This is a genomic window from Paenibacillus favisporus (assembly GCF_040545415.1).
GTDB lineage: Bacteria > Bacillota > Bacilli > Paenibacillales > Paenibacillaceae > Paenibacillus_AQ > Paenibacillus_AQ favisporus.
Genome location: NZ_JBEPLV010000003.1, coordinates 660,594 through 686,987, shown reverse-complemented (window position 1 = coordinate 686,987; position 26,394 = coordinate 660,594). Strand labels below are relative to the sequence as shown.

Sequence of the window (26,394 nt, the reverse complement as noted above, 5' to 3'; positions counted from 1 at the left end):
GCCGGGTTACAGCGGCACTTCCGTCTTCGTATTTTTTCGGTTTTTTCTTGCGGCCTTTTTATTTCTCGCCTCGACGTCCTGCGGCGTTTCCCTTGTCCCCCAGGTTGATTTCCAGAAGGTGAACCAGGCGACCGGCATTTGCCAGAGCAGCACCATTTCGTAGAAAAAGCAAAAGACGAAGCCGAATACCCACAGCTTGCTTTTACGGAACAAAAGATGGGCCAGACTCATCAGCAGGGACATCAGCAGAAGCCCCATCAAGAAGGTTCCCGGAAACACATGGTGGAAAATAGGCACATACAGCAGGTTGTAGAGCACAATCAGCGGCGCAGCGATCGGAACGATGACACCGATGTAGAAAAAGAGGGCCATAAACGGTTCCTTGCGCCAAATAAATCCGGCCGCCCTAAGGGATTCCCGCAGCCAGGAACGCTTCCAGCGCATCTGCTGCTTCAGGAAGACATTCATCTCTGAAGGAACGATCGTGGAGCAAATCGCTTTATCCTGGTACGCCGTCCGGTGTGTCTTTAGGATAAAGTTGGTCATGCTGCGGTCGTCGCCGAACGTAGCGGGCTGTCCCAGAAACTTCTGGTTGAGCCAGGCATCCGCATGCTTCAGCACAAGCCTCTTTTTATAACAGGATAACGGCCCGGACAGGCAGGTGACGCTGTCAAACCAGGACTCGGCCGCTTTCATGATCCGGAACGCGATATAATAGCGCACGGTCTGGAGCTTCGTAATGGAGTTGGTGTACTTGTTCTCCACATCCGTCCGCCCGGCAACCCCGCCCATACGCGGATCTTGGAAGGGCTGCACCAAGTGCTTGATGGCGAGCGGATCCAGGAAGCTGTCCGAATCCACGAACACGACCAGATCATGCTTTGCCATCCGTACCCCCTGCACCAAGGCTTCCCGTTTCCCTCCGTTCTCAGGGAGGATATGCATCCGAAGCCGTTCTTTGGTTTGAAAGCGGTCGGCTTCCTGATGAAGCAGGTCGATCGTTTTCTGAATCTGCTCCGCGGACCGGTCGGTAGAGCGGTCATCGACGACGATGACTTCCAGCTTGTCCACTGGGTAATCCTGGTTGATGCAGCTGATAATCGTCCTATGGATCCACTTCTCTTCATTAAAGCACGGAATAATGATCGATACGCCCGGCGTAAAATCCGGATTGACCGGCACATCACGGTATAGAGACCCGAACAAGTATCTCGTCAACAAAAATGCCGCGGCGATCAGGCTGTATAAATACAGCAGGAAATTGTACTTAAAATAAATGATGCTCTCCGCCCGAAGCAGCAGCACAAAAACGGCGGCAAGCAGCAGCAGGCCGCTGGCCGTATACACGGAGTACCCCCAGCGTCTGCGCTGAAAATATTCATGCAGCGGGTTGGTGAACTCAAAAGCAGCCATCGTAACGGCCTCTCTGCCGGTTCCGCGCTCAAAGGTCCGCACGACGACTCCTTCGATATCCACTTTGGATTCAAAGCCTTCCGGCATCGTGCCTGCCGGAATTTCAAAGTGCATGGACACTTTGCTTCCCGGCTGGATGTGGTCCGTCGTGAAGGGCAGCTCGAGCAGGAGGCCCGTTGAAGATACATCGACAGCCTTCGTTTTCAGTTTTCTCCGGTTCTTTCCTTTACCCCAAGTCAGAAGCACGGGAAAATCCGCCTCGTAACGCAGGCTGAACTTCCGCATCCGTTCCAAATAATCCGAGCTGAACTGGTCCGCATCGTTATCCCGCGAGCCTCTCCGGTCGACTGAGCGGCGAATTTGTTCCGGGTCAGGAACGTTCGATAAAATCCGCCGATCCGAACGGGGTAAGGTCAGAACCTCATCGGTTTGTTTTTTCTTTCGTCTGAACACGGTTCTTATTTCTCCCATCTGCTCTCGTTACAGCCGCCAATAAATGTAACCCTGACGCTCGAACTCTGCTTTGTCATATATTCCCTTAACGTCCAGCAAGATCTTTACCGAGTCCTTTCTGAACATCGGATCCATATCCGCATAGCCCATGGCCGCAAAGCATTGATGCGGGACGGCCGTGACCAGCACATGCAAGTCCAGCAGCTCCTCCACGCGGGACAGCTCCAGACCGTATTCGGCATAAGCCGCTTTCGGGTCTACCAGCGGGTCGACGATCCGGGGTTCAATGCCGTAATCCTGAAGCTCTTTGATGATATCCACCACTTTGGAATTCCGGATATCGGCGCAATCCTCCTTGTATGCCAAGCCGAGAACGGCGATCTTCACGTCGCGCAGGTCCAGCCGCTGCCGGACGAGCAGCTTGATCAGCTGCTCGGCGACATATTTGCCCATCCCGTCGTTGATATGCCTTGCCGCCAGAATGATCCGTGAACGGATGCCGGTATCCTCCGCTTTGTATGTCAAGTAGTACGGATCGATTCCTATGCAGTGCCCGCCAACCAAACCGGGAACGAAGTTCAGGAAATTCCACTTTGTCCCTGCGGCGCGCAGCACTTCCCGGGTATCGATGCCCATCTGGTGGAACAACATGGACAGTTCGTTCATAAAGGCGATATTAATGTCCCGCTGGGCATTTTCAATAACCTTTGCCGCTTCGGCCACCTTGATGCTTTCCGCCCGGTATACGCCGGCATCGATGATCTGTTCGTACATGCCGGCAATGATCCCGAGCGATTCCTCATCCATTCCCGACACGATCTTAACGATATTGTCGAGCCGGTGAACCTCATCGCCTGGATTGATCCGCTCGGGCGAATATCCTACTTTAAAATCGGTTCCGCAGCGCAGGCCTGACTCCGCCTCCAGGATCGGAACGCAAATCTCTTCGGTGACGCCAGGGTACACGGTCGATTCATAAACCACGACCGCACCTTGGCGCAATCTTCTTCCGACCATGCGGCTCGCTTCTTCCACAAACCGTAAATCCGGCACGTTACCGCTCTGCACCGGGGTCGGCACGGCAATCACATAAAACATGGCTTCGCCAAGCCGGTCCGCGTCGGATGTATATTCCAATCCCTCAGACGCTTGGTCTGCGTCATCCACGGACGTCTGCGCGTCAGAAGAAGCTTCCTCCTGCAGCCGGCTGATCTTGTCCGGGTTGACGTCAAAGCCGATCACCCGCATCTTTTTCGAGAACGCTCGTGCCAGGGGAAGGCCTACATACCCGAGTCCAATGACCGCGACCGGGCTGTAAGTATACAGCACATTTTTATTTGGTGTTGACATATTTCCATCTCCATCTATCTTTCATTACCTGATGGATTTCCATCATCTGAAATCCAGTCAGACAGTTTCACGAACGTGTATCCTTGTTTCCGCAAGTTTTGAATAATGCCCGGCAGTGCCTCCGCCGTGTGGGTATCGTCCAGTGAATGCAGCAAAATAATTCCGCCGCTGTGGCTTTGCTGGATAACCGAGTTCACGATCTGTGAAGCGGTGCGCTCCCGGTTCCAATCATTCGGATCGATATCGAAATCGACAATATTCCGGTAACCGGCCGCCGCGATAATCCGGGCTGTGCGGTCGTCAATATCGCCGGTCGGCGGCCGGAACAGCATGGCCGGCTGCTGCTGGATCGCATCCGTAATGATGCGGTGCGCCTTGACCACTTCATCCTGAAGCTGCTTGACGCTGAGCTTGGTCAGGACCGGATGGCTGTAAGTATGATTTCCGACATCATGCCCTGCTTGCGCGATCGCCCGCGCCAGGTTCGGATTTTTCTCAACTCCGTCCGCACGCAAAAAAAACGTACCCTTCACGTGGTACTGGTCCAAAATGTCGAGCAGCTTCGTGATCGTTTCATCCGTGCCCCAGTCGTCAAAGGTAAGGGCGATTTCCTTCTTGGCGGTCTTGTGGCTGTACACGAGATTGTAATCCGCTTTGGCGTAATCCCTGTTATACTTTGCAGCCTGATACCCTTGAACGGTGTCGGCCGGTTTACGTACGCCGCCTGTGGCGACCAGCTTGTCTAAGGTAACGAAATGATAACCGGCTGCCGAAGCTTCCGCAGCGATCAGGTCCACAGATTCATTCAAAGTCCGGTTCTCCGCCAGGTCAATCGCCACGATCCCACCGCGGTTGATGTATTTCCGGATATAGTTCTTTTTTTGCTGAGGGGTCTCCGCCTTCCAATTATGTAAAAACAGACTGTAGGATATGACCGCCTGCTGTCCGCTCTGTGCCGCAGCCAGCCGGATATCCTCGCTGATCGCTCCCGTTTGCGTTCGGACGAACTTCGGAGTGACCCCCGTTTGTTTGCGGATGACATCGTCGGCTAAATGGATTTCCTTGTAGATCTGTCCGTAGTCCATCCGGCTCATGTCGACCGCATTCAGCGTATTGTTCTCGATCTCATGTCCCCGGGACAAAATTTGCCGGGCGATGTCCGGTTCCTCCGCGACCCGCATCCCCGGCAAAAAGAAGGTTGCTTTTATGCCTAAGGCATCCAGCTGATCAAGAAGCTTGTTCATCGTTTGGGCGTCTGCCATCCCGTTAAACGTTAAGGCAAGGTTCCGGCTGGTCGTGTATGCCAGAGAAACGGCTTGGCTCATCTCACCGGTATAACGCTGGACCGGCTTGTCAGCCTCAGACGTTTTCGCGCCGCCGTCCGTATCGTCTCCCCCCATCCAAGAGCATCCTGACAGCATGTTTATTGCCAGAACCGCGAGCACCAGCCATCCGGCCGGTTTTCTGGGCGAGAAGTCTTTCATCACTTTCATAGATATCTCCTTATGACACACTCTTAAGTCCTACCAAAAGAATAACGTGTAAAGCCTATTCAACAAATGACAAAAAGATGTCAATTTTTCGACATTCAAACTTTAATCCCAGGTACCGGGCTGGATCGATTCGGAATGCCGGTATCTTCTCTATCGCTGACATCCTTTGGAACTCTCCGACTTTCGCTGCTCCAGCAGCAGTTTAACCCCTCTGATCAAATAACGGTAACGCAATTCGTCTTCATGACTAAGCTTACGCATTTCTGTAAAATAACGGTCAAGCATCCTAATAACCACTCCATTTATCTATGTGTATAGAACTAGATTACTAGATTCAACTGTACAAATTCTGAACATGCCCATAGACCCGGTCTATACCGTCGATTTTCGTCGTTTTGCTGGATTCGATAAACACAAAAAAAGTGCTGCCGGAAAGTTCATCAAGAACCTTCCTGCAGCACTGTTCCCATGCTTTATTTCTGCCCTTTTTTCGCCTGCTCCTCCATGTAATTGCGCATCCGCTTCATATATTCCGGCGCATCCATCGGGTCGGCGGCGATCATTTCAATGATGCAGAGCTTTGCAGCCCGCTCCTGGTCCGCTTGAGCGAACGCCTGCTCGAGCTCCCCGTTTGTCCGCACCGTCGCCGTAAACGCCTCTCCGCCGAAGGCTTCGGCCAGCTTCGTGTACGACCAGCGCGGAATCTGGTTATAGCGCTGATTCTCCGTTTTCACGTTCAAGTATTTTTCGATGGTGTATCCGTCATTATTCAGAACGAAAATGATCGGCTTGCAGCCGTAATACAGCATCGAGCTGATCTCCTGCGCAGTCAGCTGCAGCGATCCGTCTCCCGTAAACAGCAGCACCCTTCGGTCCGGGGCGGCAATGCAGGCACCGTAGGCTGACGGCGTGGCATAGCCGATCGACTGCCACCCTCCCTGCGTAATATACGTAACGTTCCGGGGCAGCCGAACATAAGCCATGCCGTTATAGAACGTTCCCGTCTCGGCGACGACGATGTCGCCTTCCTTCAGCATTCGCTGAATCCTTGGATAATAAGTCGAGGCGAGCAGCGGTGCTTCGGGTTCACCCGTAACTTGATCATACGGAAACGCCCCCTTGCCGGCAGCGCCGCTGCCTTTATAACCGATCTTTTGCAGCTCAAGCAGCATGTCGGCAGCCAGCACGTTCGGGAATTCAGCCCCTCCCACCTTGACCATCTTGGGCTGAACATCGACGGTAACGAGCGGATTCAATTTGGCGGTGTACGTGCCCGTATTGCTGTCCGCCCACACCATCCCGACCGCGATGACGCAGTCGGCTTGTTCCACCGCCGTTTGTACTTCAGACGAACCAAACGAGCCGCCGTACACCCCGATATAGTTGGGGTGTGACTCATCGAAAGCACCTTTACCGAACATCATCGTCGCCACCGGAATATTCATCGCATCTGCCAGCTGACGCACCGCCGTTTGAAGTCCGAAACGCATCGCATTCACGTCAACCAGCAAAACCGGCTTGCGGGCCCGGTCAAGCAGCTGGCGCACCTGATCCGCCGCTGCTTGAAGAGTTGTCAGGTTGGATGACGGTTTTGGCGGTGTCGGTTCTCCCCTTCCCATAACAGGCTTTGAGACCAAGTCGTCGGCGATCACCAGATAGACCGGCTTTTTCTTCTCCTTGGCGATCCGGATAGCCGTCGGAATTTCGATCTCGGCATTCTCCGGCGTGACGACGGCCGTATAAGCCGTAATCGGCTCGTACACCTTGCGAAAGACGTCAAAATTGCCGTCCATCAAGGTGTGGTGCATCAGCTTATGCTCTTTCTGATCCTTGTCCGGAGGGGATCCGACGATATGAATCAGCGGAATATGCTCGCTGTTCGCCCCGGCGATCGCGTTGCAGGCACTGAGTTCACCGACGCCAAACGTCGTAATCAGCGCCGAAATGCCTTTGATCCTGGCATATGCGTCTGCCGCGTATCCCGAGTTCAATTCATTTCTTCCATTGATAAATTCAATGCCGTTATACTTCTCCAGCGTATCGAGCAGGGTAAAATTATAGTCTCCGGGCACGCCGAAAATTTCGGTGATTCCCTCAAGCTTTAAGCAATCGAATAAATACTGGCCGAGACTTTTCCCTGTGGTGCCAGACTTCTGATTGGTACTTCCCGTCGCCGTCATGTTACCCATTCTTCGCTCACTCCTTATCCATTTCTTGGGCTGTTTCTGTATAACATTACCCTTTCCGTGGACAGGTTATTCTACACGAGGATTCAAATCGCTCCCCAGAGTGGAAAATAAGGAAACTCTGTCTTTGAAGCTTAAGTTTTTTTCATTTACAAAAAAAGACCTTGGCATATGTCGTATGCCTCGGTCTGTATTACAAAGTTGCAAATCCTCAGGTTATGCGTTGTTCTTCAGCGGGAGCCAGGCGAGCACGTCTTGAATTTTGGCGTCCCAATATCCCCATTCGTGGCTTCCCGGGCCCTCCTCGTATGTATAGTCCAGACCCGACTGCTTGCATGCTTCACGGAACATAACGTTGTCCTCGTACAAAAAGTCCTCGGTGCCGCAGCATTGATACAGCATCGGTTTCGGTCCTTCCGACTTCGCGCACTGCTCCATCAGCCAGAACAAGTCTTCCTCGCGGTTCTTTTCCGGCTTGTCGCCATAGATCAGCTTGTAGTCCGTGAAAAGGTCCATATTTTCCGGAACATGGAGACCATTCATCGCACCTGACAATGAAGCGGCAGCCGCAAAGCTTTCCGGTTTGCTAAGCGCCCATTTAAACGCCCCGTAACCTCCCATGGACAGCCCTGCAACGAAATTGTCCTCCCTTTCCGCCGACAGCGGGAAGAAAGAACGGGCAATGCTTGGGAGCTCCTCGCTGATAAACGTCCAGTACTTGTTCCCGTAAGCCATGTCCGCGTAGAAGCTGCGGTGCACCTGAGGCATAACGACCGCCAGTCCCGTCGATGCGACATAACGCTCGATCGACGTTCTGCGCAGCCAGATGGAATCGTCATCCGACAAGCCGTGGAGCAGATACAGCGTTGGATGCTTGTCCGCAAATGTGTTATTCTGCATCCCGATCTGATGGCGGGTCTGCTGCGGAAGAATGACCGTCATGGAAGTACTGAGCTGCAGCACGTCCGAAAAAAAGTGACATTGAATCAAAGCCATGATATAAGTCCACCTCTCTATAATCGATCCATTGGATCGGCCGCCATTTCTTCCCGCCTGCTCCAATGCCTGCTGCAAGCGGAATCCGTTTGTTCGGCCTCCATCATTATTGTAACGCGACATGGCAAAAAGTTCATGATGATTTTTGGGTGTAACGAAGGTCGGATCGAGGCTATCCATTGTGCATGCTGCCCGCCAAGTTTGTCAGAAGCCGCATGCCGGTCCGAATCTGCTCCTCATTGACAAAGCTGTAGCTGAACCTTATCCAGGAGCGCATTTCGCGCTTCGGGTCAAACACCGCGCCCGGAACGAACGAAACCGCCTCCGCGGTGGCGCGCTGCCATAACATGTCCACAGAGAGATGATCCGGGAGCTTCACCCACAGGTTGAGACCGCCTTCAGGCACATTCCACAGCCAGCCGCTGTCCTGGAGTGACTCGATCATCAGATCCCGCCGGATCTGAAGGGCAATCCGCAGCTTTTCCAGGTGATTCTGCATCCGCTCTGATCCGAAATAGTGCAGAAACAGCTTCTGATTGACGAGCGGCGAGCCGTTATCCGCAAGCGACTTCAAGGTTAACAGCGGCTGGATGACCGAGCTCCGGCCCACCACAGCACAGATCCGGAGACCCGGAGCTACGTATTTACTGAAGCTGCTCAAATAGACGACCCATCCCTCCGTGTCATAAGTAAAGAGCGGTAACGACGGAGGCTCGCCGAAATAAATGTCGCGAAACGTATCGTCCTCAACGAGCAGGCACTGATATTTCTCGGCCAAGGCGACCAGCTCTTTCCGCTGACCGGCAGGGACCGAATAGCCCGTTGGGTTATGAAAGGTCGGATTCATATAGAAAAAGCGGGGCTTATGCCGCTTCATGATCTCCTCGACCTGGTCAAGGTCGTATCCGCCAGGCGAAATGTCGACGGGGAGAAAACGGACCCCCTGAGCGCGAAAAATATCCAGTGCCGCGCTGTAAGTCGGACGCTCAACCATCACGGCGTCCAGCGGACGAATATAGAGCCGGGCTAACAGATCAATAGCCTGCTGCGCACCGGATGTAATGATCAACTCGTCCGCCGATATACTCACCTTGAGTCTTCCCGTCATGTAATCGCCCAGAAAATCCCTTAGCTCGGCATCCCCCTGCAAATCGGAATAAGTGCCGATCATTTTCGGATAGCGGTCAAACACCTCTTTGACATATTGGGACAGATACAAATTGGGCAGCAGATTGGGATCAATCAGCGCCTGCGAAAATTGATAAACGGAAGGCACGCGCTGGATGTCGGACATCTCGTTCTGATAAGTCCGGGCAGCAGCGAAGTTTTTTTCACAGGTTGGCAGTCCGGTGATTTCATGCATCGGAGCAACATAATATCCCGATTTTTCCTTTACGTAAGCCTTCCCCTCTTCCTTCAGCAGCTGGTAGGCGCGAAAAACGGTGAGCCGATGAACCTGCAGCTCCCCGGCCAGCATCCGGATCGAAGGAAGCTTGTCATGGGCTGCAAGTTCTCCCCGCTGAATCCTGGCGACAATATGATCGTAGACCTGCCGGTACAGCAGCGGATGATCCTTCTGTGTGGTCTGCATTTTCATTTTCCCTCCGCACATCAAATGGGTTGTAGACTCATTGTACTATAAACCCGCGTCCATCTGTTCTGTTATCATGCATCTGTTCTGTAATCCTCCTAGTATGATGGGGAGACAATCAAAGGAGGATTTAGCATGATACTTGTCAACTACTTGCTGATGTGTCTTATATTTGGCACAACGTTTCTGGCCATTAAAATCGGGGTGGACGCGTCCGCTCCGCCCTTTTTCTCGGCGGGACTTCGCTTTTTTGCGGCCGGCATGGCGCTGTTTTTGTGGATGGTTTGGCGCAAAAAGTCCCGTTTCCGTCTTCTGCTGCGCAAAGAAATGCTGCTGAGCGGCCTCCTGCTGACCTTCGGCACTTTTGCGCCGCTCTATTGGGCCGAGCAGCACGTTTCTTCCGGATCCGCCGCCGTCTTCTCGGCTACAGGTCCGCTGATCATTTTACTCATCCAAATACTGGTCTTCAAAGCAAAAAGCACGGCGAGGACCGTCGCCGGCTGCCTTCTAGGTTTCGCGGGCGTCCTGCTGCTGCTGCTCTCGGACCTCTCTCCCTCCACCGGAGGCACTTGGATCATCGGCGGTCTGGTCATCCTTGCCGGGGAAATCTGCTACGCCGCAGGAACGCTGTATTCACGAAAGGTGATCCAACGCTTCCCCGAAGCTTCGCCCATTGCGCTGAATGCGGCGCAGATGATGCATGGCGGTTTCCTTCTGCTTGTGCTATCTCTACTGACTGAACCCATACATGCCGCCGGGCTGCCCGCCGGTGCCGCGCTCGGTTCGCTAGTTTATCTGATCGTCATGGGATCCATGGTCGCCCACAGTCTCTATTATTGGCTGGTTGCCAAGACGAATCCCGTTTTTCCGTCGACATGGCTGTACATCTCGCCCATGATCGCCATGGCGGCAGGGGCCGTGCTGTATCATGAACGCATCACCTGGCTCTCGGTCGCCGGCATGATTACGATTATTGCCGGAACGCTGATCACCAATCTGGACAGCATTCTGCGAGTGATCCGCAGGCCGGCGCAAGTCACGACAGACGTAACGGCCGTCCGGGATTAGCCGCATTTCCTTTCACCATTGTCAATCAACATCCGGCACATCTGCAACCGTGGCAGCCGTGTGCAGATATGCAAATTTATTCTTCTCTTCGACCTATAACGAATATGTAAAAAAAAAGGAACAACGGACCTCACATGCAGATCCAAATCGAACTATAATCGGAAGCGTCCGAGAATAATCGGCCATTTTACGCATACACATGGTTGTCGTCTCCGAAATGTCGTATCTATAAGGAACAACCAATACCTCCGCAGGGTCTAGCGGAACGGGAACGTACAGCATTTCGGGCAATACGATTACCCTCAAGTTTACTGGCGGTACAGTTGAACGTTACGTCTTCTTTATCCATACCGGCAATGATGGAAAACCAAATGTTCAGGATGTTCAAATCGGCATCCGGAATTTCTTTGTTGATGCGGAATAAGCTCTATACAGCTGTTTTGGCATAAAATCACACAATCAAAAACGGCCGATCAGGGTTTATCCTGGCCGGCCGTTTGCCGTCTAACGATGTTTTGCATTGAACCATCTCTTAAATTAAGCCCGCCTCCCGTAGAAATGATCGTACCACCTCGGTTTGGTAATTGATCCGTATGTTCATGTCGAGGCTCCAGCACGTTTCAACGGTTACCGCTTTGGCCTTTAGCCGATCGGCCGCAGCTGTCCGGGAAGAGCCCTTCAGCTTGTGCATCCGGATATGAAAACGATGAGAACGGCGGACCACCCTCCCGTTCATATGCTTGATCACCCTTCGGACAGCAGGTACAGCCGGGCTTCCTGAATTCGTAATCAGCGTCTGTCCCAGCACGTCTTTGCTCGCGGACGACAGGCCGTTGGCTTCGTGAAGATCCAGGTACCAGGCAGGTTTATACTTTTGCATGATTTTATTACAAAGCACGCGACATTTCATGCGTGGCGCGGCCTGACGGACCTCGCGGGAACGTCCGGTTCAAATCCGGCTTGCCCCGGATCCGTTTTTTGAAGGCAGGCCGATTAGCAATAGGGACCACGATCAGCGTGCCCCGTTCAATCGTCCACTCGCCGTTTTTCAGCTGTCTAACCAGCTTCTGGGCGGCGCGAATGCTCCCCACTTCCCTGCCATGAATGCCTGCCACGATCATGAATACAGTACCGGGAGTATCACCGTCAAAAATGTGCATCGTTGTTTCAAACGAGGTTCCTTTGGCGAGTTTGCGACTTTCGTACAACATAGCCTTCACCACCTCCGATACGGTATCCTATGCTAGATTGATAGGAGGTGTACAGGCAGGAGTTGTCCGGAAGTTATGAATTTATCCCCATTTCAATACGATCACTTTTTCAGCATCCTCATCAGCATTTCCGCCGACGGTGTTCCATACGGCTTCTCATCCGCTTCCTCGACGATCAAGGCGTTCACGATGTAAAAATACCAGTGAAGCAGCTCGCGAGGATCGCCTTCGGCAAACTCCCCGGCTTCCTGCCCCTGCACGAACAAAGGAATCAGCGGCTCGATCATGGCATCCGCCGAGTGCTCCTTCAGAATGTCTGCGGCGTCCTTGGGAATGGCATCAAGGCTGCGGACGGCGCGGAGAATGAGCATAAAAGCGAATTTGTTCTCGCTCAGCATATTTTCCGTCAGCGCTTGAATCTGCTCATATGGCGTGCCCGGCAGGCTCGGCACATTCCCCGTCTCTCTCCGCCCTTCCTCCATCAGCTCCTGGACGATGCTGGTAAACAGCTCATCCTTGGACGTGAAATAACGATAAATCAGCCCCTCGCTGACGCCGGCTTCCGCTGCGATCATGCTGGTCTTCGTTCCTGTAAAGCCGCTGCGGGCAAAAAGCTTTGTCGCGGCCTGCTTGATTTGATTTTTCCTCTCATCCCGGATATGGGCCAGCTGTTCCTTATTTAATGGTGACAATAGACTCCGAACTCCAATCTCTCAAAAATAATGTATCCCTATTGTACCATGACGTTCCTTTTGGATCACCGTGCTTGCTTTATTTCCGCAGTCATCGCCAAGGGGAGGATTTTATTCTGCAGAAATGCGTAAAACTGTTCCGGCCGGGAAAAGCACGCCAAATGGCCGGCCTGATGGATGAGCACGAACTCTTTGTATGGGGCATCGATGCGGCCGTAATACGCTTTGGCCGTTGCCGTCGGCGTTATAAAGTCCGAATCCCCTTGAACAATAAACACAGGCAGCTCGAAGCGGTATCCGATCTTGTCAAAATCAAAACGGACCATGTCTTCATGAAGAGCCTCAGCGGAAAACTTCATTCCTTTAAACAGATCCGACATATCCTTCATCGTATGTTCCGGAGATGACAGCATCGACGGCATGATCAAATCCGTGATCATATTGGGGACACCACGTATTGCCTTCACCATAAGCCGGTTGCGTGTATCGACATCCCTGCTGTTCCAAGTAGAAGGATCGGTCCCCATACGCTCAAGCAGTTCGGCTCCCTTCTTGCTGCCCGTAGCCCGGAATGCCTCCAGCAGCAATCGATGCCCAACGTGTTCGGGATCGGGGGCGTTCTGATCCGTCCCTACATAAGCGTGGTATAAATCCGGACGTCGCGCAGCCATCATGATGCCGGTAAGGCTGCCCGCCGAACTGCCAACCAGAATCAGCTTGGTCTGCTGGAGCTTGCCGCTTAGATATTCGGATAACTCGATCCCATCCTTCGCCAACCGGTCGAAGGTCAACGATCCGCTGCCTTGTTTGCCGTTGCGCCGGAAGGTCTTTCCTGCTCCCCGCTGATCCCACTGCACGATCGTAAAATCCTTCTCCCAGGAACGCAGCAGTGGACTGAAGATGGAGTACACCGATCCCGGCCCTCCATGAACAAACAGCAGCACCGGATTGCGCCGGTTTTCCCCCCGGATGGTCACCCATTGATCAATCCCGCCAATACGTACAAAGCCGGATTCAGCGATTCCTTCGGAAGCTGTTATACGAAGCAGCCGCGCATTTTTCTGTTGATTTCTTTTCCGCATCACAATTTGAACCAAAGCATTGCTCATATGAATTCCCCGCTTTCGTTTTATAATGAGTGAGTTACTCACTCATCTTTAATCATAAAGATAATGGATTCCTGGATCCTTTGTCAATGGGTATACTGAGTTTTTTCCCTAATAAGATGCCAAAAGCGGCCAACGCCTTTTCGCGTTGACCGCTTTTATTATAATCCTTGATTTACGGATTTTTTGGCAGATGATTCGCCTCCCGAATGAGGGAGAAGTATTGGTCCGCCAGCACCGGCTGGTATTCCGGTCCGAGCGAATCCGTCAGCTTCACCACATCGGTCGGTGTCATATTCCAGGCCAGCAGCCCGAGGGATACGAACAGTGGAGATTTGCCATCCCACTTTGCTTTGGCGTCCGCCAAAATCTTTTGTCCGTCTTGTACGGTACTAATGCCCTGGATCGTCGATACCGGCAGGTTTCCATTCAGGATTTCCACACCGAAATGATCTTCCCAGCTCAGGAGCAGTCCGTTTGGACGGTAGTTGTCCTCATAAGCTTTGACGACCGAGTCGCTGAGCGGAACGTTTTGGTTCGCAACGCGGTTCAGTACGTAGGGTACGGTCATTCCGGTCTTTTTCAGGTAGGAGGAAGTCTTCTTCAGGAATGCAGGCAGCGTCTTCTCCGGCCAAGCGTTCGGGTAGAAGTACCCGCCGCCGGAAGGTCCAGCGATCAGCTGGTCGTTCGCCGTAGCCGTGCTTCTGTAGTAGTTCAGCATAGCCGGTGCCCCGTCGTACAGCATCGGACTGGACGTCCAGTTGATCGGCACTTTGCCGCGGTTCGGATCATCCCACAAATTGCGCATCCGGTGCTGGTTGTACTGGAAGTTGTCGCCTTCGCTGAAGGTGTATGTCACATAAATTTTATTTTCGAGCTTTGGTGTCTTGACCTTGTCGGACGGAAGCGGCCCTTGGCCTTTGTTCTCCGTACCGGAAAATACGGTCAGATTACTGAACCAGTCGGCAGCAAGGACGTAGATGCTGTGGTTCGACAACAGCTCTACCCCGTTGAACTCGCCTTCGGTATCGTTGCTGAACCAGCCGAGGTAGGGTGTTCCTGCAGGAACATCGGCAAGGATCTTATCAAACAATGCCTTTTGCTCAGGCGTATTGGTGCCCAGCCAGAATACCATCGCCTTATTGGCGACCGCATAATCGCGGAGATAGCCGTACGGCTCTTTCTGTTCCGATGAAGGCGGAGCTTCGTTGCCCGCAAGCACCTTGAATTGGTTCCACATGTCCACCGAAGCGGTCAACGACTTCGTGCCGGCAGGTACTTTAAATTCGTAGACAAAGTACCGCCCATTGTCTGCGAACCGGTGTCCGCCGCTGCCGGTGGAAAGCTGCGAGCCTTGGGCGTCGTACAGGAAAGGCTTCTCGTCGTCGGTTCCGGGCACGAACTGGGCGATCGTCTGGCCATCAGCCTTCACGGTCACTTCATGAACGGCCGATCCCCATCCGTCCTGCTGGAACGCATCCTCAAAGCGGAGGTATACCGCATCCGTACCCAGGAAAGAAGTCAAATCCAGGTCATAGATCTTGCGGTTCTTCGCATCCCGCTCCTGCGTCTTCTCCTCAGCCACCACTTTAAACGACTGCGGGAGACCCGGAGGCAGCTTCACTGACGTATCCGGGCTCAGCCCGATCAGCATCCGGTGCGTCGTCTGCTTCCACAAATTTTCGTACTGCCAGGTGTAGGCATCCAATTTATCCTTAAACTTGCCCTGCAAATCATCGAGCACTTTCAGGCCATAAGGAGCCGCTGTCAGCTTGGCGCTGAGCTCAGGGCTGGCAACCACCGCATCCTTCAGCCCGGCAAGCGTTGTCGCCACGTTAATGCTGTCCGGCACTTTCGGATCGTAGACGATGATTCCCTTCACTTCTTTTTTAAAATCGCTTACCAGTTCCCAAGGATCGTCATGCACCGTATAAGGCACCTTGAGATCGTTCAGCCAAGTCATTTTGCCTTCTTCCTGATTCTCCAGCAAATAGATGCGAGGCTGGTTTCGGTTGACGATGCCCTGCAGAGTCGCCAGCATGATCTTGACGTCTCCGGGGGCGTCATAAACGTCCGCAACGTCCAGATGCTTCACCTTAGCAAAGCTTGGAAGCGCTTGCGATTCCGGCCATTTGATGCCGCTGGATGAGGATGAGGGGTTTGCCGCCGGTTCGGCGGACGCGCCCATGGAGATGGACAGCGCACAGACCGCAGCGAGACAAACCGTGGTGAACTTTCGAAGCATGAACAATACACCTCAACTTTACGCTGATTTGGTTGGCAATTGAAAGAAACACCCTACTCCCGGCCCGTATTTGAAACCTCGCCATGCTGAACGCCGAACGGAATCGAGGTTCTCCATTGCTGTTATACAATCTATATTTAATATATCTAATATTGCTTTACAAGGCTTTCGACAAAAATAGTTAAAAAATTAGTACTCGTGGAGCATCCACTTAGTCCATTGTTCCGAATAAACGGACAGAAAAAGATATGTCATTTTCATACCAAAAAGCCTCAGGTCACGGATGATCCTGAGACTTTTGATTCGCACTCTCTACTTAATCGTCAATCGTCCAAGTCGATTGCATTCTTCGGCAAACCACACCGTGCCGTCCGCGGCCACAGCGATGCCATGCGGTTCCGCCCCCTGTGTCGGAATGTCATATTCGGTCAGTTTACCGTCCACGGTAATGCGGCCGATCCGGTTCGCACCCCATTCCGTGAACCAAAGGTCTTGGCCGATTCCGGACGTGATCGCGTGAGGCTTCGCCCCTGCGGCAGGCAGCGAATACTCGCTTATCTCACCGTCCGTCGTGATTCGGCCGACCCGATTCCCGGCGATCTGCACAAACCACAGCGCGCCATCAGGCCCCGCCGCAATCCCGACCGGTGCGGAACCTGGCGTTGGAAGCGCATAGTGAGTAACTGAACCGTCCGGTGCGATGGTGCCGATCCGATTCCCTTGGTTTTCCGTAAACCACAGCTTCCCGTCACTGCCTGTGGTGATGAAGGATGGAAAAGCACCCTCATGAGGAAGCTTGTACTCGGTCACTTCACCCCCAGGGCTGAGCCTGCCGATCCGGCCGGTCATCATCTCGGTGAACCAGATCGCCCCGTCAGGCCCTTCAGCGAGACCAAACGGCGCACAGCCCTGGTCCGGCAGCTTATACTCCGTGAACTCTCCGCCTGGCGTCATCCGGCCGATCTGCCCGGCATGATATTCGTTAAACCAAAGGTCCCCGTTTCGGTCGCACAGGATCGACATCACCCCCGCATTGGGTGTCGGCACGTCAAAAGCTGTAAACCCGCCACGCTCGTCCCGGGCTCCGATCCGGTTTCTTTTCTGTTCCGTGAACCACACGGTCCCGTCTCTGCCTGCCGTGATACCGTACGGCCCGAGTCCGGCAAAGGCAAGAGGAATTCCTCTATTTCAATCCTCATCTGGCCTCCCTCCTTCCTCTTGCTTCGGCTTGCCCATCTGCCGCAGCAGATCCATGTCGCCGCTGGCGATGGCGCCCATGAACCGCTCGATTTCTTCGATGTCGTGATCCCACCAGCGGATCTCCAGCAGCTCAGCGATCACCTCGGGTGTGTAGCGCTTGCGGATTTCCTTCGCGGGGTTGCCGCCAACGATGGTGTAAGGCTCGACGTCCCTTGTCACAACGGCTTCGGCCGCGATGATCGCTCCGTCGCCAATGTTCACGCCCGGCAGGATGGTTGCCCTTCGTCCGATCCAGACGTCGTTTCCCACAATGGTATCCCCCTTGATCGGGAGCTGATCTAGGGTTGGCGTGTGGGCTTCCCAGCCGTTTCCGAAAATGTTAAAAGGAAACGTGGAGCCGTCCATCCGATGGTTGCCTCCAGCCATCATAAAACGCGCCTCTCCGGCAATCGAGCAAAACTTGCCGATCATTAGCTTGGTGCCGAGAAATTCGTAATGATATAACACCTGATCTTCAAACGACTCTCCATTGATTGCATAGTAGTAAGAATAATCTCCCGCGATCAGGTTCGGCATCGTGATCACGTTTTTGATAAACTGCATATTGTTGTCCCCGGGTATCGGATACTTCGCGTTCGGATTAGGACCTGGCACGCAAGTCACTCCTTTCGATTGTTCAGCAGATTGGATAGCTTGTTCGGTCGCCTCATTGCCACACAAAAAAGCCCCCTGTCCCGATGTTCAGGACAGGAGGCTGTATACGCATGGAAATCCGCTGAATCCTCTCGTCAAGAGAGTGTGCCATGATCCCGTATTTAAGAAGCATATGCCCAACCGGCATGACTTCTTAAAAAAGCCCGCACGAATCCTATCCTAAACATCGTTTCAAACGATTGTTTTGTGTGGATAGGATTAGTAGATCATTGGCCTAAGGTCACCCTTTCATGACTTGAATGCCCTTAATTTACCATACCGCAGGCACAGGTTCAACCTTTTTTTCCATAAAGCGCTGCACGATTACTAGTTTAAGTTTTGGCTATGTACACCACATCCGGCTCGACGTTCTGCGGCTGCTCAATGCGGATTTCTTCCACTCCGGCAAAACGGCACTCGAGGAGCGCCTTAAATGCCGGAGACGCCGAAGCACTCCAGAATGACATGACGCCTTCGGGATTCAGCAGGCGGGTAAGCGCCTCCAAACCTTCCGGAGAATACAGGCTTTCGTTGTCTTGAAACACCGTCCAGTCCGGCCCGTTATCGATGTCGAAACATAGCGCATCGAACGTCTCGTCCGTCTCGGATATCCATTTCAGCAGGTCGGCGCATATGACCCTCGTCTTTGGGTGGGACAGCGCGTTTCCGGAAAATGGCGCCAAATAGGTCCGATTCCAGGCGATGACCTGGTCTTCGATTTCCACGACAGTGACTTGACTGGTTTGCGGATGATGCACGGCCTCTCCCAAAGAATAGCCGACGCCCAAGCCTCCGATGAGCAGGGTCATGCCGTCTTTGGCACAGGCCTCGATGGCCGAACGGACAAGCCTTTTTTCCGACTCGCCGTTATAGGTGGCCATGAGAAACGTGCCGTTGCTGATCAATTCGTATTCACCGCCCCGGCGCTGCAGCTGAATTTCACCGCGCGGGGTATCGCAGCGTTCCAAAACTTCCAATGGGTCTACTAGCACGTAACCGCCTCCCTAGAGATACTCCCATTTTTCCCACATTTCCACCGGGTTCAACTCATAGATTTCTTTTTCACGATACAGGTAGTGATGCATAATGAATTCCCTGCGGATCGTGGCAAAATCGGGGTGAAACGTTTTAATGAACTCGTTGATTTCCTTCTCCGTGTATTTTCGTCCCATATCCAGGTTTCGCACCATAAACTCAAGCACAATCAGCTTTTTCTTGAGCTGTGCCGGGATGTTCTTCAGCCGGCCGTCATCCATGATGAAGCTTTTGAGCACAGTGTCCCGAAGCTTCTCGTTCTTAGCGGACAACTGCGTCCCGGGCTGATCCTCCTGGGGCTCATAATTGCGGATCAGCTTCAGCAGCTGGCCTTCCGTACGCTCGATCATGTCCTGCGAAATCCGGTAGTACGACACGTTCTTTTCCCGGCGCTCCATGACAACCCCGACTTCCTTTAATTTGGCGATATGATGCGTGATCGTCGCAGGGGTAACACCAAGCTTCTCCGCAAGAGTCATTCCGTTGATTTCTTCTTGAGACAGGAGTACCAGAATCCGAATCCGGTTCCGGTCGGCTAAAGCCTTATAATAATTGACCAGTTTATCGAGCTGCAGAAAAACCACCCTTTATATGCATATTAAATTTAATGTTTATTAAATATAAGGATAATCAATATTTTCGTTTCCGTCAAGAAAAGCGCTGGGGAAGCCCCACTGTCCCTAAAGCTTGCAACGGTTATTTATAAAGATCAAACTTTTGCCGGAATAGGTACCTTCCTGAAAAAAAAGACCCCATAACGGGAGTCTGGTCATTGTGAAAATATGCTGTGTGTGAATAAAATCTAGATTGAACGCATTCTGGCTATACTCTTCTATGCTTGGCTTCCTGCTCTTCGGTTACCCGATCAAGCCATTCTTCCACCAGGACGTGGAACAACCTGCTTTGTTCGATCTGCAGATTATGGCCGGCCCGATCAAGCATGACGAAGCTTGCCCGCGGATACTCATTCGCAAACGCCCACTGATTCCGATAACCGACGATATGATCCTGCCGGCCGGCCAGAATAAGCACGGGCTTCACATAAGGGGTGTCCAGCTGCTCCATTTCAGGCGAGAAATCATAACGCTGGCGTAAACGCTCCAGAAACGGCCGATTGGCTTTTTTGAGTCCGGTCACAATTTCCCGTTCAAACCGATTCCAATTGTACTCGTCCTGCACCGTATGCATTCCGCTAAATTCACCGGTGTCCGGATGGTTCAACTGCGACATAAATTCTTCATCCCGGGCAATGAGCTGAAATGCCGGCGCGTCGTGCTTCGCCTGTCCGGCCGTCGGACAAATCAGGAGCAGACCCTCGATTTGATGCTGACGCTTCTTGAGCAGTCCTCTGGACAAATAGCCGCCGTAAGATTCTCCAGCCAAAATAAAAGGTTCATCCCCCAAAATTTCTCCAACAAACTCATCGAGCGCCTCCAGCATATCATCCGTACTCTGGATACCGTCCGTAACGGTGCTGTCCCCCATTCCCGGCAAATCCGGATAGACCCTTTTCCAGCCGGATTGGCTCTTGAACACCGGTTCCATACATCCTGTCATAAGGTGATGGTCACAGGAAAACCCATGCAGCAGCAAAACCGGTTTACCGTTGCCGTGAATCTCGTAGTGAATCGTCGTATGTTTCAGCTCGCATTTCATAAAGAATGCCTCCTCGCTATTTACATAGATATCTATGTATTACAGTGTACCGAAATATTATATAGATGTCTATGTATTTGTGAATGAAGCATTAGAACCTCTTGAATATTTGCTCTAACAAGGATTCAAGCTGAATCTGCTCCTTGTCGGAAAGTCCGCCGTATATGGTCTCGTTGAGACGGGCGGACACTTCCTGGAACACCGGCTCCAATTCTTTTCCTTTCGGCGTCAGCGAAACCAGCGTCATGCGGCTATCTTCCTTGCTCTTCACTTTGCGGACATATCCTAGCTTCTCCAGTTTGTTTACGAGCACAGTGACCGTCGGCTGCGTCCGGTCGATTTTTTCGCTAAGGACGGTTATGGGCTGCATGTCCTGGATATACAGCGCCCACAAAATATCCCCGTGTGAGGAGACGATGCCCTCGATGCCGCGCTGTTCCAGCTCGGACACGATCATGGTGTTAATGGCGTTGCGGATTTTGCTGAACATGGTGGCTGCGTTTTTTTTCATCTTAATCCCATCCTGTTTCCCAAATTATATTTAAGCTCTACGAGAAAACTTATGAATAACCGGCTATATATGTCAGCTATTCCTGCTTAAATTTATGAAAATGCAGCGTAAACGCAGTCGACTCGCCTTCGGCAGAATCAACCGTCAGGCGGTGGCTGAGCTTCAGGGCCATCTGATGGGCCAAATAGAGCCCCATACCTGTGGATTTGGCTTCGGTTCTGCCCGTTCCGCCCGTAAAGCCTCTATCAAAAACACGAGGCAGATCCTCCGCCTTGATACCAATCCCCGTGTCTTCAATAACCAGCCGCTTCTCGGCGGCATCTTCCTCACAACGGAACAGGATGCGGCCGTTCTCGCCGGTATATTTGAGCGCGTTGGACACGATCTGGTCGATCATATAACCCAGCCATTTGCCGTCGGTATGAACGATAAGCCGCTTGCCGGCCATCTGAAACTGGATTCGCTTGTTTATGAACAGCTTGGCGTATTTCTTGACGCTTGCTTTAATCAGGGACTCCAGCGCGGTTTCGGTAATCAAGTAATCCCGGTTGAACGAGTCGATCCGTGAATAATAGAGCGCCTGCTCCACATAATGATCGATTTTGTCGATCTCGTCCTCCAGCTTGTCCATGACAGCTTCCGCATTGTGAGTCATACCGTTCTCCAACAGGAGCCTGGACGCGGTAATCGGCAGCTTTACTTCATGAATCCATGACATGATAAAGTCCTGATGATCCTTCTTCTCACGAAGCTGCTGCTGGAGCTGGGCAGAGTGCAGGCGTTGAAGCTGCCCGACCCATTCATTAACGATAGCTTGCTGCGGGTGCTGTGGTTCGGGAAGGAGGGCTGTTACTTCCTCCATTTTGCTGATCTTCATTTGTTGAAGCATCTGATAATAAGGCCTTCTGTAGTAATATCCGATCACCAGGTACAGCACGGCACCGGCAAAACAGATAATATTCAAATATACCATGTTTCCTATTCCGGAAGAGCCGTCCGAATCCATATACATAAACAGCGTAACAACGGTCATCAGCAGGATGTAGAACGCGATAAACCAGCTTTTGACCTTTACATAGTCCACAAATTTCATGGTATCAGATACCCTTGCCCCTTCTTGGTCACAATATAATCCTTCTTCCCGAGGTCAGCCAGCTTCTTCCGGATCCTGACAATATTCACGGTAAGCGTATTATCGTCAATAAAACTTTCGTCCGCCCACAAGCTCCGCATCATCTTCGTTCGTCCGACGATCGTGCCTGCATGCCGCATCAGCATGTTCAGGATGATAAATTCGGTTTTGGTCAGCTCTGCCCGGTGCTCTCCGACGGACACATCCCCGTCGTTCAGGTTCAGCAGTACGCCTTGATGCTCGATAACATGGGTTTGTACATCAAGGTAGGAGTACACTCTTCGCAGCATTGCGTTGATCTTGGCCATCAGCACGTCCATATGAAAAGGCTTCTGTATAAAATCGTCCCCGCCCATATTCATTGCCATCACCATGTCCATCGGCGTTGTCCGCGAGGATAAAAAGAGGATTGGTACCTTGGATACCTCCCTGATCCGGCTGCACCAATAGTAACCGTCGAACTTTGGAAGGTTGATATCCAGAATGACCAGTCCAGGGGCCTGTTCACTGAACAAAGACATCACTTGTTCGAAATCGTTGACCAGGATCGGTTCGAATCCCCATTTCGCAAGCGAGTCCCCGATCATTTCCCGGATTACGGGTTCGTCTTCCACGACCAAAATTTTCATGTTCATCCGGTTCATCCTTTGCTCACGCACTTATATCGTATCCTTATTGTAAACGACATCCTCCCCTGCCTCCAGCTTTTCCGCCCAATGTGACAAAATCGTTAGGTTCTTCCTAATACCGTAAGCTTTGATGCATTTTGACTCCTCTATAATGAACACTACCGGGCTTGGTAACAGCAAAGAACAAGGAGAGATTTTATGCAAGGACATGGTAAAATAGCGCTGACCTCAACAGTGGCGAAGCAGAGATTTCCCGGACCGTGGGCCGGGGGAATCGCTTTGATCGTTTCGCCCATACTGCTTCTGGCGGGCATCCTGCTCCGCTCACCGTATCACTTTTTCTTTCCCGACCAGTTGGCCGCTTATGACGAGCATCCACTGCAGATGACGGCTTCGTACAGCCTGTTTGGGGCCGGGATTATCATGCTCTGGCCGGCCGTCCTGCTGCTGGTCCAGTTGATCGGCGTTTCGAAACCGCGCTTCGCGCTTTGGGTCGAATTATTCGTCATTTCAGGCCTGTTTGCCCGCACCTTCCATGCAGGTGTCGACCATCTGGCTTTTCAGCTGGTGAAAACGGGCGGCGTTGGTCAGGCGGTGAACACGGTCGGAGATGCGTACGGTGCCTTCCACATCTACAGCACTTTTAATCTGGCTATCATCTTAGGATGGATCGTGCTGGCCATCGGCTCTTACCGTTCCGGAACGCTCGGCTTGGTCCAATCCGCAGCACTGGCACTGGCCAGCGCACTCCCGCTCGGCGTTTTGAAAGGAACGACGCCATGGTCCATCGCGGCAGCCGGAGGGCTTGCCGTCGCTTTTATTCCATTCGGGTGGACCATACTGCGCAGCACCCCTTTTCCCGGATGGTTGAAAATAGGAACTTGGACGCTAATCGTTTGCGCCGGGATTTCCCTGTTCACTTTGTTTGGTCGCATGGGTTAATGAAGTCTAATACAGACCCCCATTAAGGAGGACACAATCAATGAATGTCGTCATCGAAGGCAAACAAATCTCCAAAGTATACGGCTCGGGAGACAGCGTCATATCCGCCCTGCAACACATTGACCTAACCGTCATGGAAGGCGAAAGCGTGGCTGTTATGGGACCGTCAGGCTCAGGAAAGACGACGCTGCTTAATATTTTGGCCACCATCGATTCCCCGACCTCGGGCGAGGTGGTGATCGACGGACAAAACATCCTGAACATGAACGAAGAGCAGTTGTCTTCGTTTCGCCGAGACCGGCTGGGCTTCGTTTTTCAGGATTACAACCTGCTCGACACGTTGACAGTTAAGGAAAATATCGTGCTTCCGCTGGCCATTGCCAAAATGAATGTCGGGCAGCTGGAGCAGCGGGCAAGCGAGGTTGCGGTCCGGTTCGGGATCCAGTCGATTCTGGACAAGTATCCGTACCAGATATCGGGTGGGCAGAAGCAGCGCACAGCCGCTTCCCGGGCGATCGTGACGAAACCCGCGCTGCTGCTGGCCGACGAGCCTACCGGGGCGCTCGATTCCAAATCGGCGACCGACTTTCTGGAGAGCTTGAAGGAACTGAACGAACAGGAAGGAACTACAGTTCTGATGGTTACCCATGACGCCTATGCCGCCAGCTACTGCAATCGGGTGATTTTCATCAAGGATGGAAGCCTGTTCACCGAATTGGTCAAGGGAAGCCAGTCGCGAAGGGACATGTTCAAAAAAGTGCTGGATGTACTGGCCGTACTGGGAGGCGGAGCCATTGACGCTGTTTGACGTAGCGAAGAAAAATATTCAGGGGAACGCCAAAAACTATTTAATCTACCTGCTGTCCATGATTTTCAGTGTCATGATTTACTATATTTTCGTGTCGCTTCAATATAGCCAGACACTCGCTGAAGGACTTCAGTCCTCCGAAAGCCTCCGGGCCGTTCTGTCCCAGGCATCCGTCATCCTGATCTTATTCACAGCCATATTCGTATGGGGCTCGAATGCCTTCTTTACCCGAAAAAGAAAGAAGGAGGTTGGTTTATATGCTCTGCTCGGTATGCGAAGACAAACGATCGCCCGGATGCTGTTCTATGAAAACCTGATCATGAGTCTGGTTGCCTTGATCTTGGGCGTCTTTCTCGGCACCCTTTTATCGAAGCTGTTCACGATGATTTTGCTGAAGCTGCTGGATAACCCGGTCCGAGCCGGGTTTGAAATTCACATTGAGGCCATTGGTCAAGTTACATTGGTATTTGCGATCCTGATTTTGATCACTTCCATGCAGGGCTACAGGCTGATCTATAAGTTCAAGCTTGTGGAGCTATTCCAAGCCGAGCGAAAAGGCGAGCATGCCCCCCGAATTTCTCGGCTCGCTGCAGGGCTGTCCGTCATCCTCATTGCTCTGGGTTACTGGGCTGCTTTTAAACCTATAAGTACGACCCAAGGTATCCTTGTCAACTTCTCCATCATTTTTATAGGACTAGGCGCAGGCACCTATCTGTTGTTCCGCTCCCTTGTCATTGCGCTCTTACAGCTGTCATCACATCATAAAAAAAGGTATTACCGCGGCATCAACATGATCGGGACTTCCCAGCTGCTCTACCGCATCCGCAGCAATACGGTCATGCTGACAACGATCGCGCTCCTCAGTTCCCTGACCTTGTGCGCGGTAAGCGTAGGCTACAGCTTTTTTTATACCCAGAAGCAGAGCGCCGAACAGGAAATGCCGTTCAGCTATACCTATGCCGCTTCGGAAAACGGGCTTGATGCCGCGGCCAGACAACTCATTCTCTCGGATGCCAAGCATCCGGTTATCGCTGAAATCGACCTTCCTGTGATTGAGACCGACGCCGATCTGACCCGGTTTGCCTATCATCCGGGAAATTACGAGCCAAATGAGGTTCCCGTAAAGCTGATATCTGCATCAACGTATAATCAGGCCGCTTCGACATTGAGCTATAAAGAACGTCTTCAGCCCTCAGGTCGGGATGTTGTCCTCGTTCGCCCATTGTACACGAACCTATCGGCTGATGAAGTACAAGGGAATCGAATATCCGTCACCACGGGGAATGAACAGGAGAGCTTAGAGGTGACTGGGGTTGCTGAAGGACGCATCCTTCCTTGGGGCTATCCGGATCTGTGCGTCGTCATGAGCGACAGCCTGTTCAGCCAGTTGAGCAAGAGCCTCGAAGCCAGCACCTACAAGGCCTTTAAAGTCAGGGGCCAGGAAACGACCAAGGAAACCGCAACGGCGCTCATCAAGCTTTCTGGAGACGGAAGCGGAATGGCAACATTCTATCAGCAGTACCGCCAGAATGTGGAGAACGCCGGCATCAACGTTTTTACGCTCGGATTTCTCGGGCTGGTCTTTCTGGCAGCCACCGGGAGCATCATCTACTTTAATCAGTTGACCGAAGCGGAAGCCAGCAAAGGAAGCTATGGCATTTTGCGAAAAATCGGCGTAAGCCGTAAAGATATCCGCCGGTCGGTCGCCAAGCAGGTGCTGTTCGTGTTTGGACTCCCGCTGATTGTCGGACTGGTCCACAGCATCATGATGCTAAAGGCACTTGCCGGCATTAACCTGATCAGCGGCCTGTTCGCCGTTCCGATCCTACTCTCCGGCGGGGCTTATCTTCTGATCTATCTCGCCTATTATGCGTTTACGGTCAAAACCTATTATCGGACCGTATCGGCACAGCTATAAATATAGCAAAGGGGATGCCCGTGGTGTATAACCACGGGACATCCCCTTCTTCAAACGGTGAGGGCA

22 protein-coding genes and 2 pseudogenes are annotated in these 26,394 nt (G+C 52.4%); 5 read left to right on the top strand and 19 right to left on the bottom strand.

Translation table 11 applies throughout. The features are described 5' to 3' along the window. Positions 1–6: 6 nt before the first annotated feature. The 6 genes from ABID47_RS16310 to ABID47_RS16285 all read right to left on the bottom strand — a co-directional run bounded on the left by ABID47_RS16310 (position 7) and on the right by ABID47_RS16285 (position 9,488). Positions 7–1,884 (bottom strand): glycosyltransferase family 2 protein, encoded by a 1,878-nt coding sequence (locus ABID47_RS16310; protein ID WP_354498193.1) that lies wholly within the window; start codon positions 1,882–1,884, stop codon positions 7–9. Positions 1,885–1,893: 9 nt separating this feature from the next. After that, on the bottom strand, positions 1,894–3,216 hold the full coding sequence (locus ABID47_RS16305; RefSeq protein ID WP_354498191.1) for a nucleotide sugar dehydrogenase: 1,323 nt from the start codon (positions 3,214–3,216) through the stop codon (positions 1,894–1,896). A gap of 14 nt (positions 3,217–3,230) precedes the next feature. Next, the gene (locus ABID47_RS16300; protein WP_354498188.1) at positions 3,231–4,709 is read right to left on the bottom strand and encodes a polysaccharide deacetylase family protein; all 1,479 of its coding nucleotides are present in this window, start codon (positions 4,707–4,709) and stop codon (positions 3,231–3,233) included. 473 nt (positions 4,710–5,182) lie between these two features. Next, positions 5,183–6,898 carry an alpha-keto acid decarboxylase family protein gene (locus tag ABID47_RS16295; protein ID WP_354498186.1) on the bottom strand — a complete coding sequence of 572 codons (1,716 nt, stop codon included), beginning with the start codon at positions 6,896–6,898 and terminating at the stop codon, positions 5,183–5,185. 213 nt (positions 6,899–7,111) lie between these two features. Continuing rightward, positions 7,112–7,891 carry an alpha/beta hydrolase gene (locus ABID47_RS16290; RefSeq protein WP_076166906.1) on the bottom strand — a complete coding sequence of 260 codons (780 nt, stop codon included), beginning with the start codon at positions 7,889–7,891 and terminating at the stop codon, positions 7,112–7,114. 172 nt (positions 7,892–8,063) lie between these two features. Beyond that, entirely contained in the window at positions 8,064–9,488 is a 1,425-nt protein-coding gene (locus ABID47_RS16285; protein WP_354498184.1) for an aminotransferase-like domain-containing protein, read from the bottom strand. A gap of 129 nt (positions 9,489–9,617) precedes the next feature. Between ABID47_RS16285 and ABID47_RS16280 the strand changes: the two genes are divergently transcribed. Both ABID47_RS16280 and ABID47_RS16275 read left to right on the top strand, forming a co-directional pair. After that, complete coding sequence (locus ABID47_RS16280) at positions 9,618–10,550, top strand: DMT family transporter (protein WP_354498182.1); 933 nt, start codon at positions 9,618–9,620, stop codon at positions 10,548–10,550. A 259-nt stretch (positions 10,551–10,809) separates the two neighbouring features. After that, positions 10,810–10,974, top strand: a pseudogene (locus ABID47_RS16275) (stalk domain-containing protein); the annotation flags it as partial. 108 nt (positions 10,975–11,082) lie between these two features. Here ABID47_RS16275 and ABID47_RS16270 read toward each other — a convergent pair. The 13 genes and pseudogenes from ABID47_RS16270 to ABID47_RS16210 form a co-directional block, all read right to left on the bottom strand. Next, positions 11,083–11,430: a M14 family metallopeptidase gene (locus ABID47_RS16270; protein ID WP_354498180.1), complete on the bottom strand. Its 348-nt coding sequence runs from the start codon at positions 11,428–11,430 to the stop codon at positions 11,083–11,085. Between the two features lie 7 nt (positions 11,431–11,437). Continuing rightward, a complete protein-coding gene (locus ABID47_RS16265; protein ID WP_354498178.1) occupies positions 11,438–11,761 on the bottom strand; it encodes a succinylglutamate desuccinylase/aspartoacylase family protein in 324 nt (107 codons plus the stop codon). A gap of 101 nt (positions 11,762–11,862) precedes the next feature. Next, positions 11,863–12,453, bottom strand: coding sequence for a TetR/AcrR family transcriptional regulator (locus ABID47_RS16260; protein WP_354498177.1), 591 nt, complete (start codon positions 12,451–12,453; stop codon positions 11,863–11,865). A gap of 65 nt (positions 12,454–12,518) precedes the next feature. Beyond that, positions 12,519–13,562: an alpha/beta fold hydrolase gene (locus tag ABID47_RS16255; RefSeq protein ID WP_354498175.1), complete on the bottom strand. Its 1,044-nt coding sequence runs from the start codon at positions 13,560–13,562 to the stop codon at positions 12,519–12,521. Positions 13,563–13,734: 172 nt separating this feature from the next. Continuing rightward, entirely contained in the window at positions 13,735–15,804 is a 2,070-nt protein-coding gene (locus tag ABID47_RS16250) for a GxGYxYP domain-containing protein (protein ID WP_354498173.1), read from the bottom strand. A gap of 312 nt (positions 15,805–16,116) precedes the next feature. After that, positions 16,117–17,003, bottom strand: a pseudogene (locus ABID47_RS16245) (Vgb family protein). Then, a complete protein-coding gene (gene vat(I), locus ABID47_RS16240) occupies positions 16,993–17,667 on the bottom strand; it encodes a streptogramin A O-acetyltransferase Vat(I) (protein ID WP_435530639.1) in 675 nt (224 codons plus the stop codon). Before vat(I) ends, ABID47_RS16245 begins: the two are co-directional and overlap by 11 nt. 362 nt (positions 17,668–18,029) lie before the next feature. Then, positions 18,030–18,689: a spermidine synthase gene (locus ABID47_RS16235; RefSeq protein WP_354498169.1), complete on the bottom strand. Its 660-nt coding sequence runs from the start codon at positions 18,687–18,689 to the stop codon at positions 18,030–18,032. A gap of 12 nt (positions 18,690–18,701) precedes the next feature. Beyond that, entirely contained in the window at positions 18,702–19,307 is a 606-nt protein-coding gene (locus tag ABID47_RS16230; protein ID WP_105444076.1) for a DUF2087 domain-containing protein, read from the bottom strand. Positions 19,308–19,554: 247 nt separating this feature from the next. Then, positions 19,555–20,388 carry an alpha/beta fold hydrolase gene (locus tag ABID47_RS16225; RefSeq protein ID WP_354498166.1) on the bottom strand — a complete coding sequence of 278 codons (834 nt, stop codon included), beginning with the start codon at positions 20,386–20,388 and terminating at the stop codon, positions 19,555–19,557. 91 nt (positions 20,389–20,479) lie between these two features. Then, a complete protein-coding gene (locus tag ABID47_RS16220; RefSeq protein ID WP_354498164.1) occupies positions 20,480–20,899 on the bottom strand; it encodes a MarR family winged helix-turn-helix transcriptional regulator in 420 nt (139 codons plus the stop codon). Positions 20,900–20,975: 76 nt separating this feature from the next. After that, entirely contained in the window at positions 20,976–21,992 is a 1,017-nt protein-coding gene (locus ABID47_RS16215) for a sensor histidine kinase (RefSeq protein ID WP_354498162.1), read from the bottom strand. After that, complete coding sequence (locus ABID47_RS16210) at positions 21,989–22,660, bottom strand: response regulator transcription factor (protein WP_354498788.1); 672 nt, start codon at positions 22,658–22,660, stop codon at positions 21,989–21,991. Before ABID47_RS16210 ends, ABID47_RS16215 begins: the two co-directional genes overlap by 4 nt. Before the next feature lie 198 nt (positions 22,661–22,858). On the opposite strand from ABID47_RS16210, the gene ABID47_RS16205 reads away from it, so the two are divergent. From ABID47_RS16205 to ABID47_RS16195, 3 genes are read left to right on the top strand one after another with little or no spacing between them, the layout of a single operon-like run. Beyond that, positions 22,859–23,602 carry a hypothetical protein gene (locus ABID47_RS16205; RefSeq protein WP_354498160.1) on the top strand — a complete coding sequence of 248 codons (744 nt, stop codon included), beginning with the start codon at positions 22,859–22,861 and terminating at the stop codon, positions 23,600–23,602. A 40-nt stretch (positions 23,603–23,642) separates the two neighbouring features. Further along, positions 23,643–24,410: an ABC transporter ATP-binding protein gene (locus tag ABID47_RS16200; protein ID WP_354498158.1), complete on the top strand. Its 768-nt coding sequence runs from the start codon at positions 23,643–23,645 to the stop codon at positions 24,408–24,410. Then, on the top strand, positions 24,397–26,328 hold the full coding sequence (locus ABID47_RS16195; RefSeq protein WP_354498156.1) for an ABC transporter permease: 1,932 nt from the start codon (positions 24,397–24,399) through the stop codon (positions 26,326–26,328). The genes ABID47_RS16200 and ABID47_RS16195 overlap by 14 nt, the downstream gene beginning before the upstream one ends. Positions 26,329–26,394 lie beyond the last annotated feature (66 nt).

Bases quoted from the DNA above. Each gene is read 5' to 3' on its own strand.
- ABID47_RS16280 (WP_354498182.1), top strand. From the start codon at position 9,618: ATGATACTTGTCAACTACTTGCTGATGTGTCTTATATTTGGCACAACG.
- ABID47_RS16290 (WP_076166906.1), bottom strand. From the start codon at position 7,891: ATGGCTTTGATTCAATGTCACTTTTTTTCGGACGTGCTGCAGCTCAGT.
- ABID47_RS16310 (WP_354498193.1), bottom strand. From the start codon at position 1,884: ATGGGAGAAATAAGAACCGTGTTCAGACGAAAGAAAAAACAAACCGAT.
- ABID47_RS16215 (WP_354498162.1), bottom strand. From the start codon at position 21,992: ATGAAATTTGTGGACTATGTAAAGGTCAAAAGCTGGTTTATCGCGTTC.
- ABID47_RS16200 (WP_354498158.1), top strand. From the start codon at position 23,643: ATGAATGTCGTCATCGAAGGCAAACAAATCTCCAAAGTATACGGCTCG.
- ABID47_RS16285 (WP_354498184.1), bottom strand. From the start codon at position 9,488: ATGAAAATGCAGACCACACAGAAGGATCATCCGCTGCTGTACCGGCAG.
- ABID47_RS16305 (WP_354498191.1), bottom strand. From the start codon at position 3,216: ATGTCAACACCAAATAAAAATGTGCTGTATACTTACAGCCCGGTCGCG.
- ABID47_RS16210 (WP_354498788.1), bottom strand. From the start codon at position 22,660: ATGAAAATTTTGGTCGTGGAAGACGAACCCGTAATCCGGGAAATGATC.
- ABID47_RS16295 (WP_354498186.1), bottom strand. From the start codon at position 6,898: ATGGGTAACATGACGGCGACGGGAAGTACCAATCAGAAGTCTGGCACC.
- ABID47_RS16205 (WP_354498160.1), top strand. From the start codon at position 22,859: ATGCAAGGACATGGTAAAATAGCGCTGACCTCAACAGTGGCGAAGCAG.
- ABID47_RS16270 (WP_354498180.1), bottom strand. From the start codon at position 11,430: ATGCAAAAGTATAAACCTGCCTGGTACCTGGATCTTCACGAAGCCAAC.
- ABID47_RS16255 (WP_354498175.1), bottom strand. From the start codon at position 13,562: ATGAGCAATGCTTTGGTTCAAATTGTGATGCGGAAAAGAAATCAACAG.
- ABID47_RS16220 (WP_354498164.1), bottom strand. From the start codon at position 20,899: ATGAAAAAAAACGCAGCCACCATGTTCAGCAAAATCCGCAACGCCATT.
- ABID47_RS16225 (WP_354498166.1), bottom strand. From the start codon at position 20,388: ATGAAATGCGAGCTGAAACATACGACGATTCACTACGAGATTCACGGC.
- ABID47_RS16300 (WP_354498188.1), bottom strand. From the start codon at position 4,709: ATGAAAGTGATGAAAGACTTCTCGCCCAGAAAACCGGCCGGATGGCTG.
- ABID47_RS16265 (WP_354498178.1), bottom strand. From the start codon at position 11,761: ATGTTGTACGAAAGTCGCAAACTCGCCAAAGGAACCTCGTTTGAAACA.
- ABID47_RS16250 (WP_354498173.1), bottom strand. From the start codon at position 15,804: ATGCTTCGAAAGTTCACCACGGTTTGTCTCGCTGCGGTCTGTGCGCTG.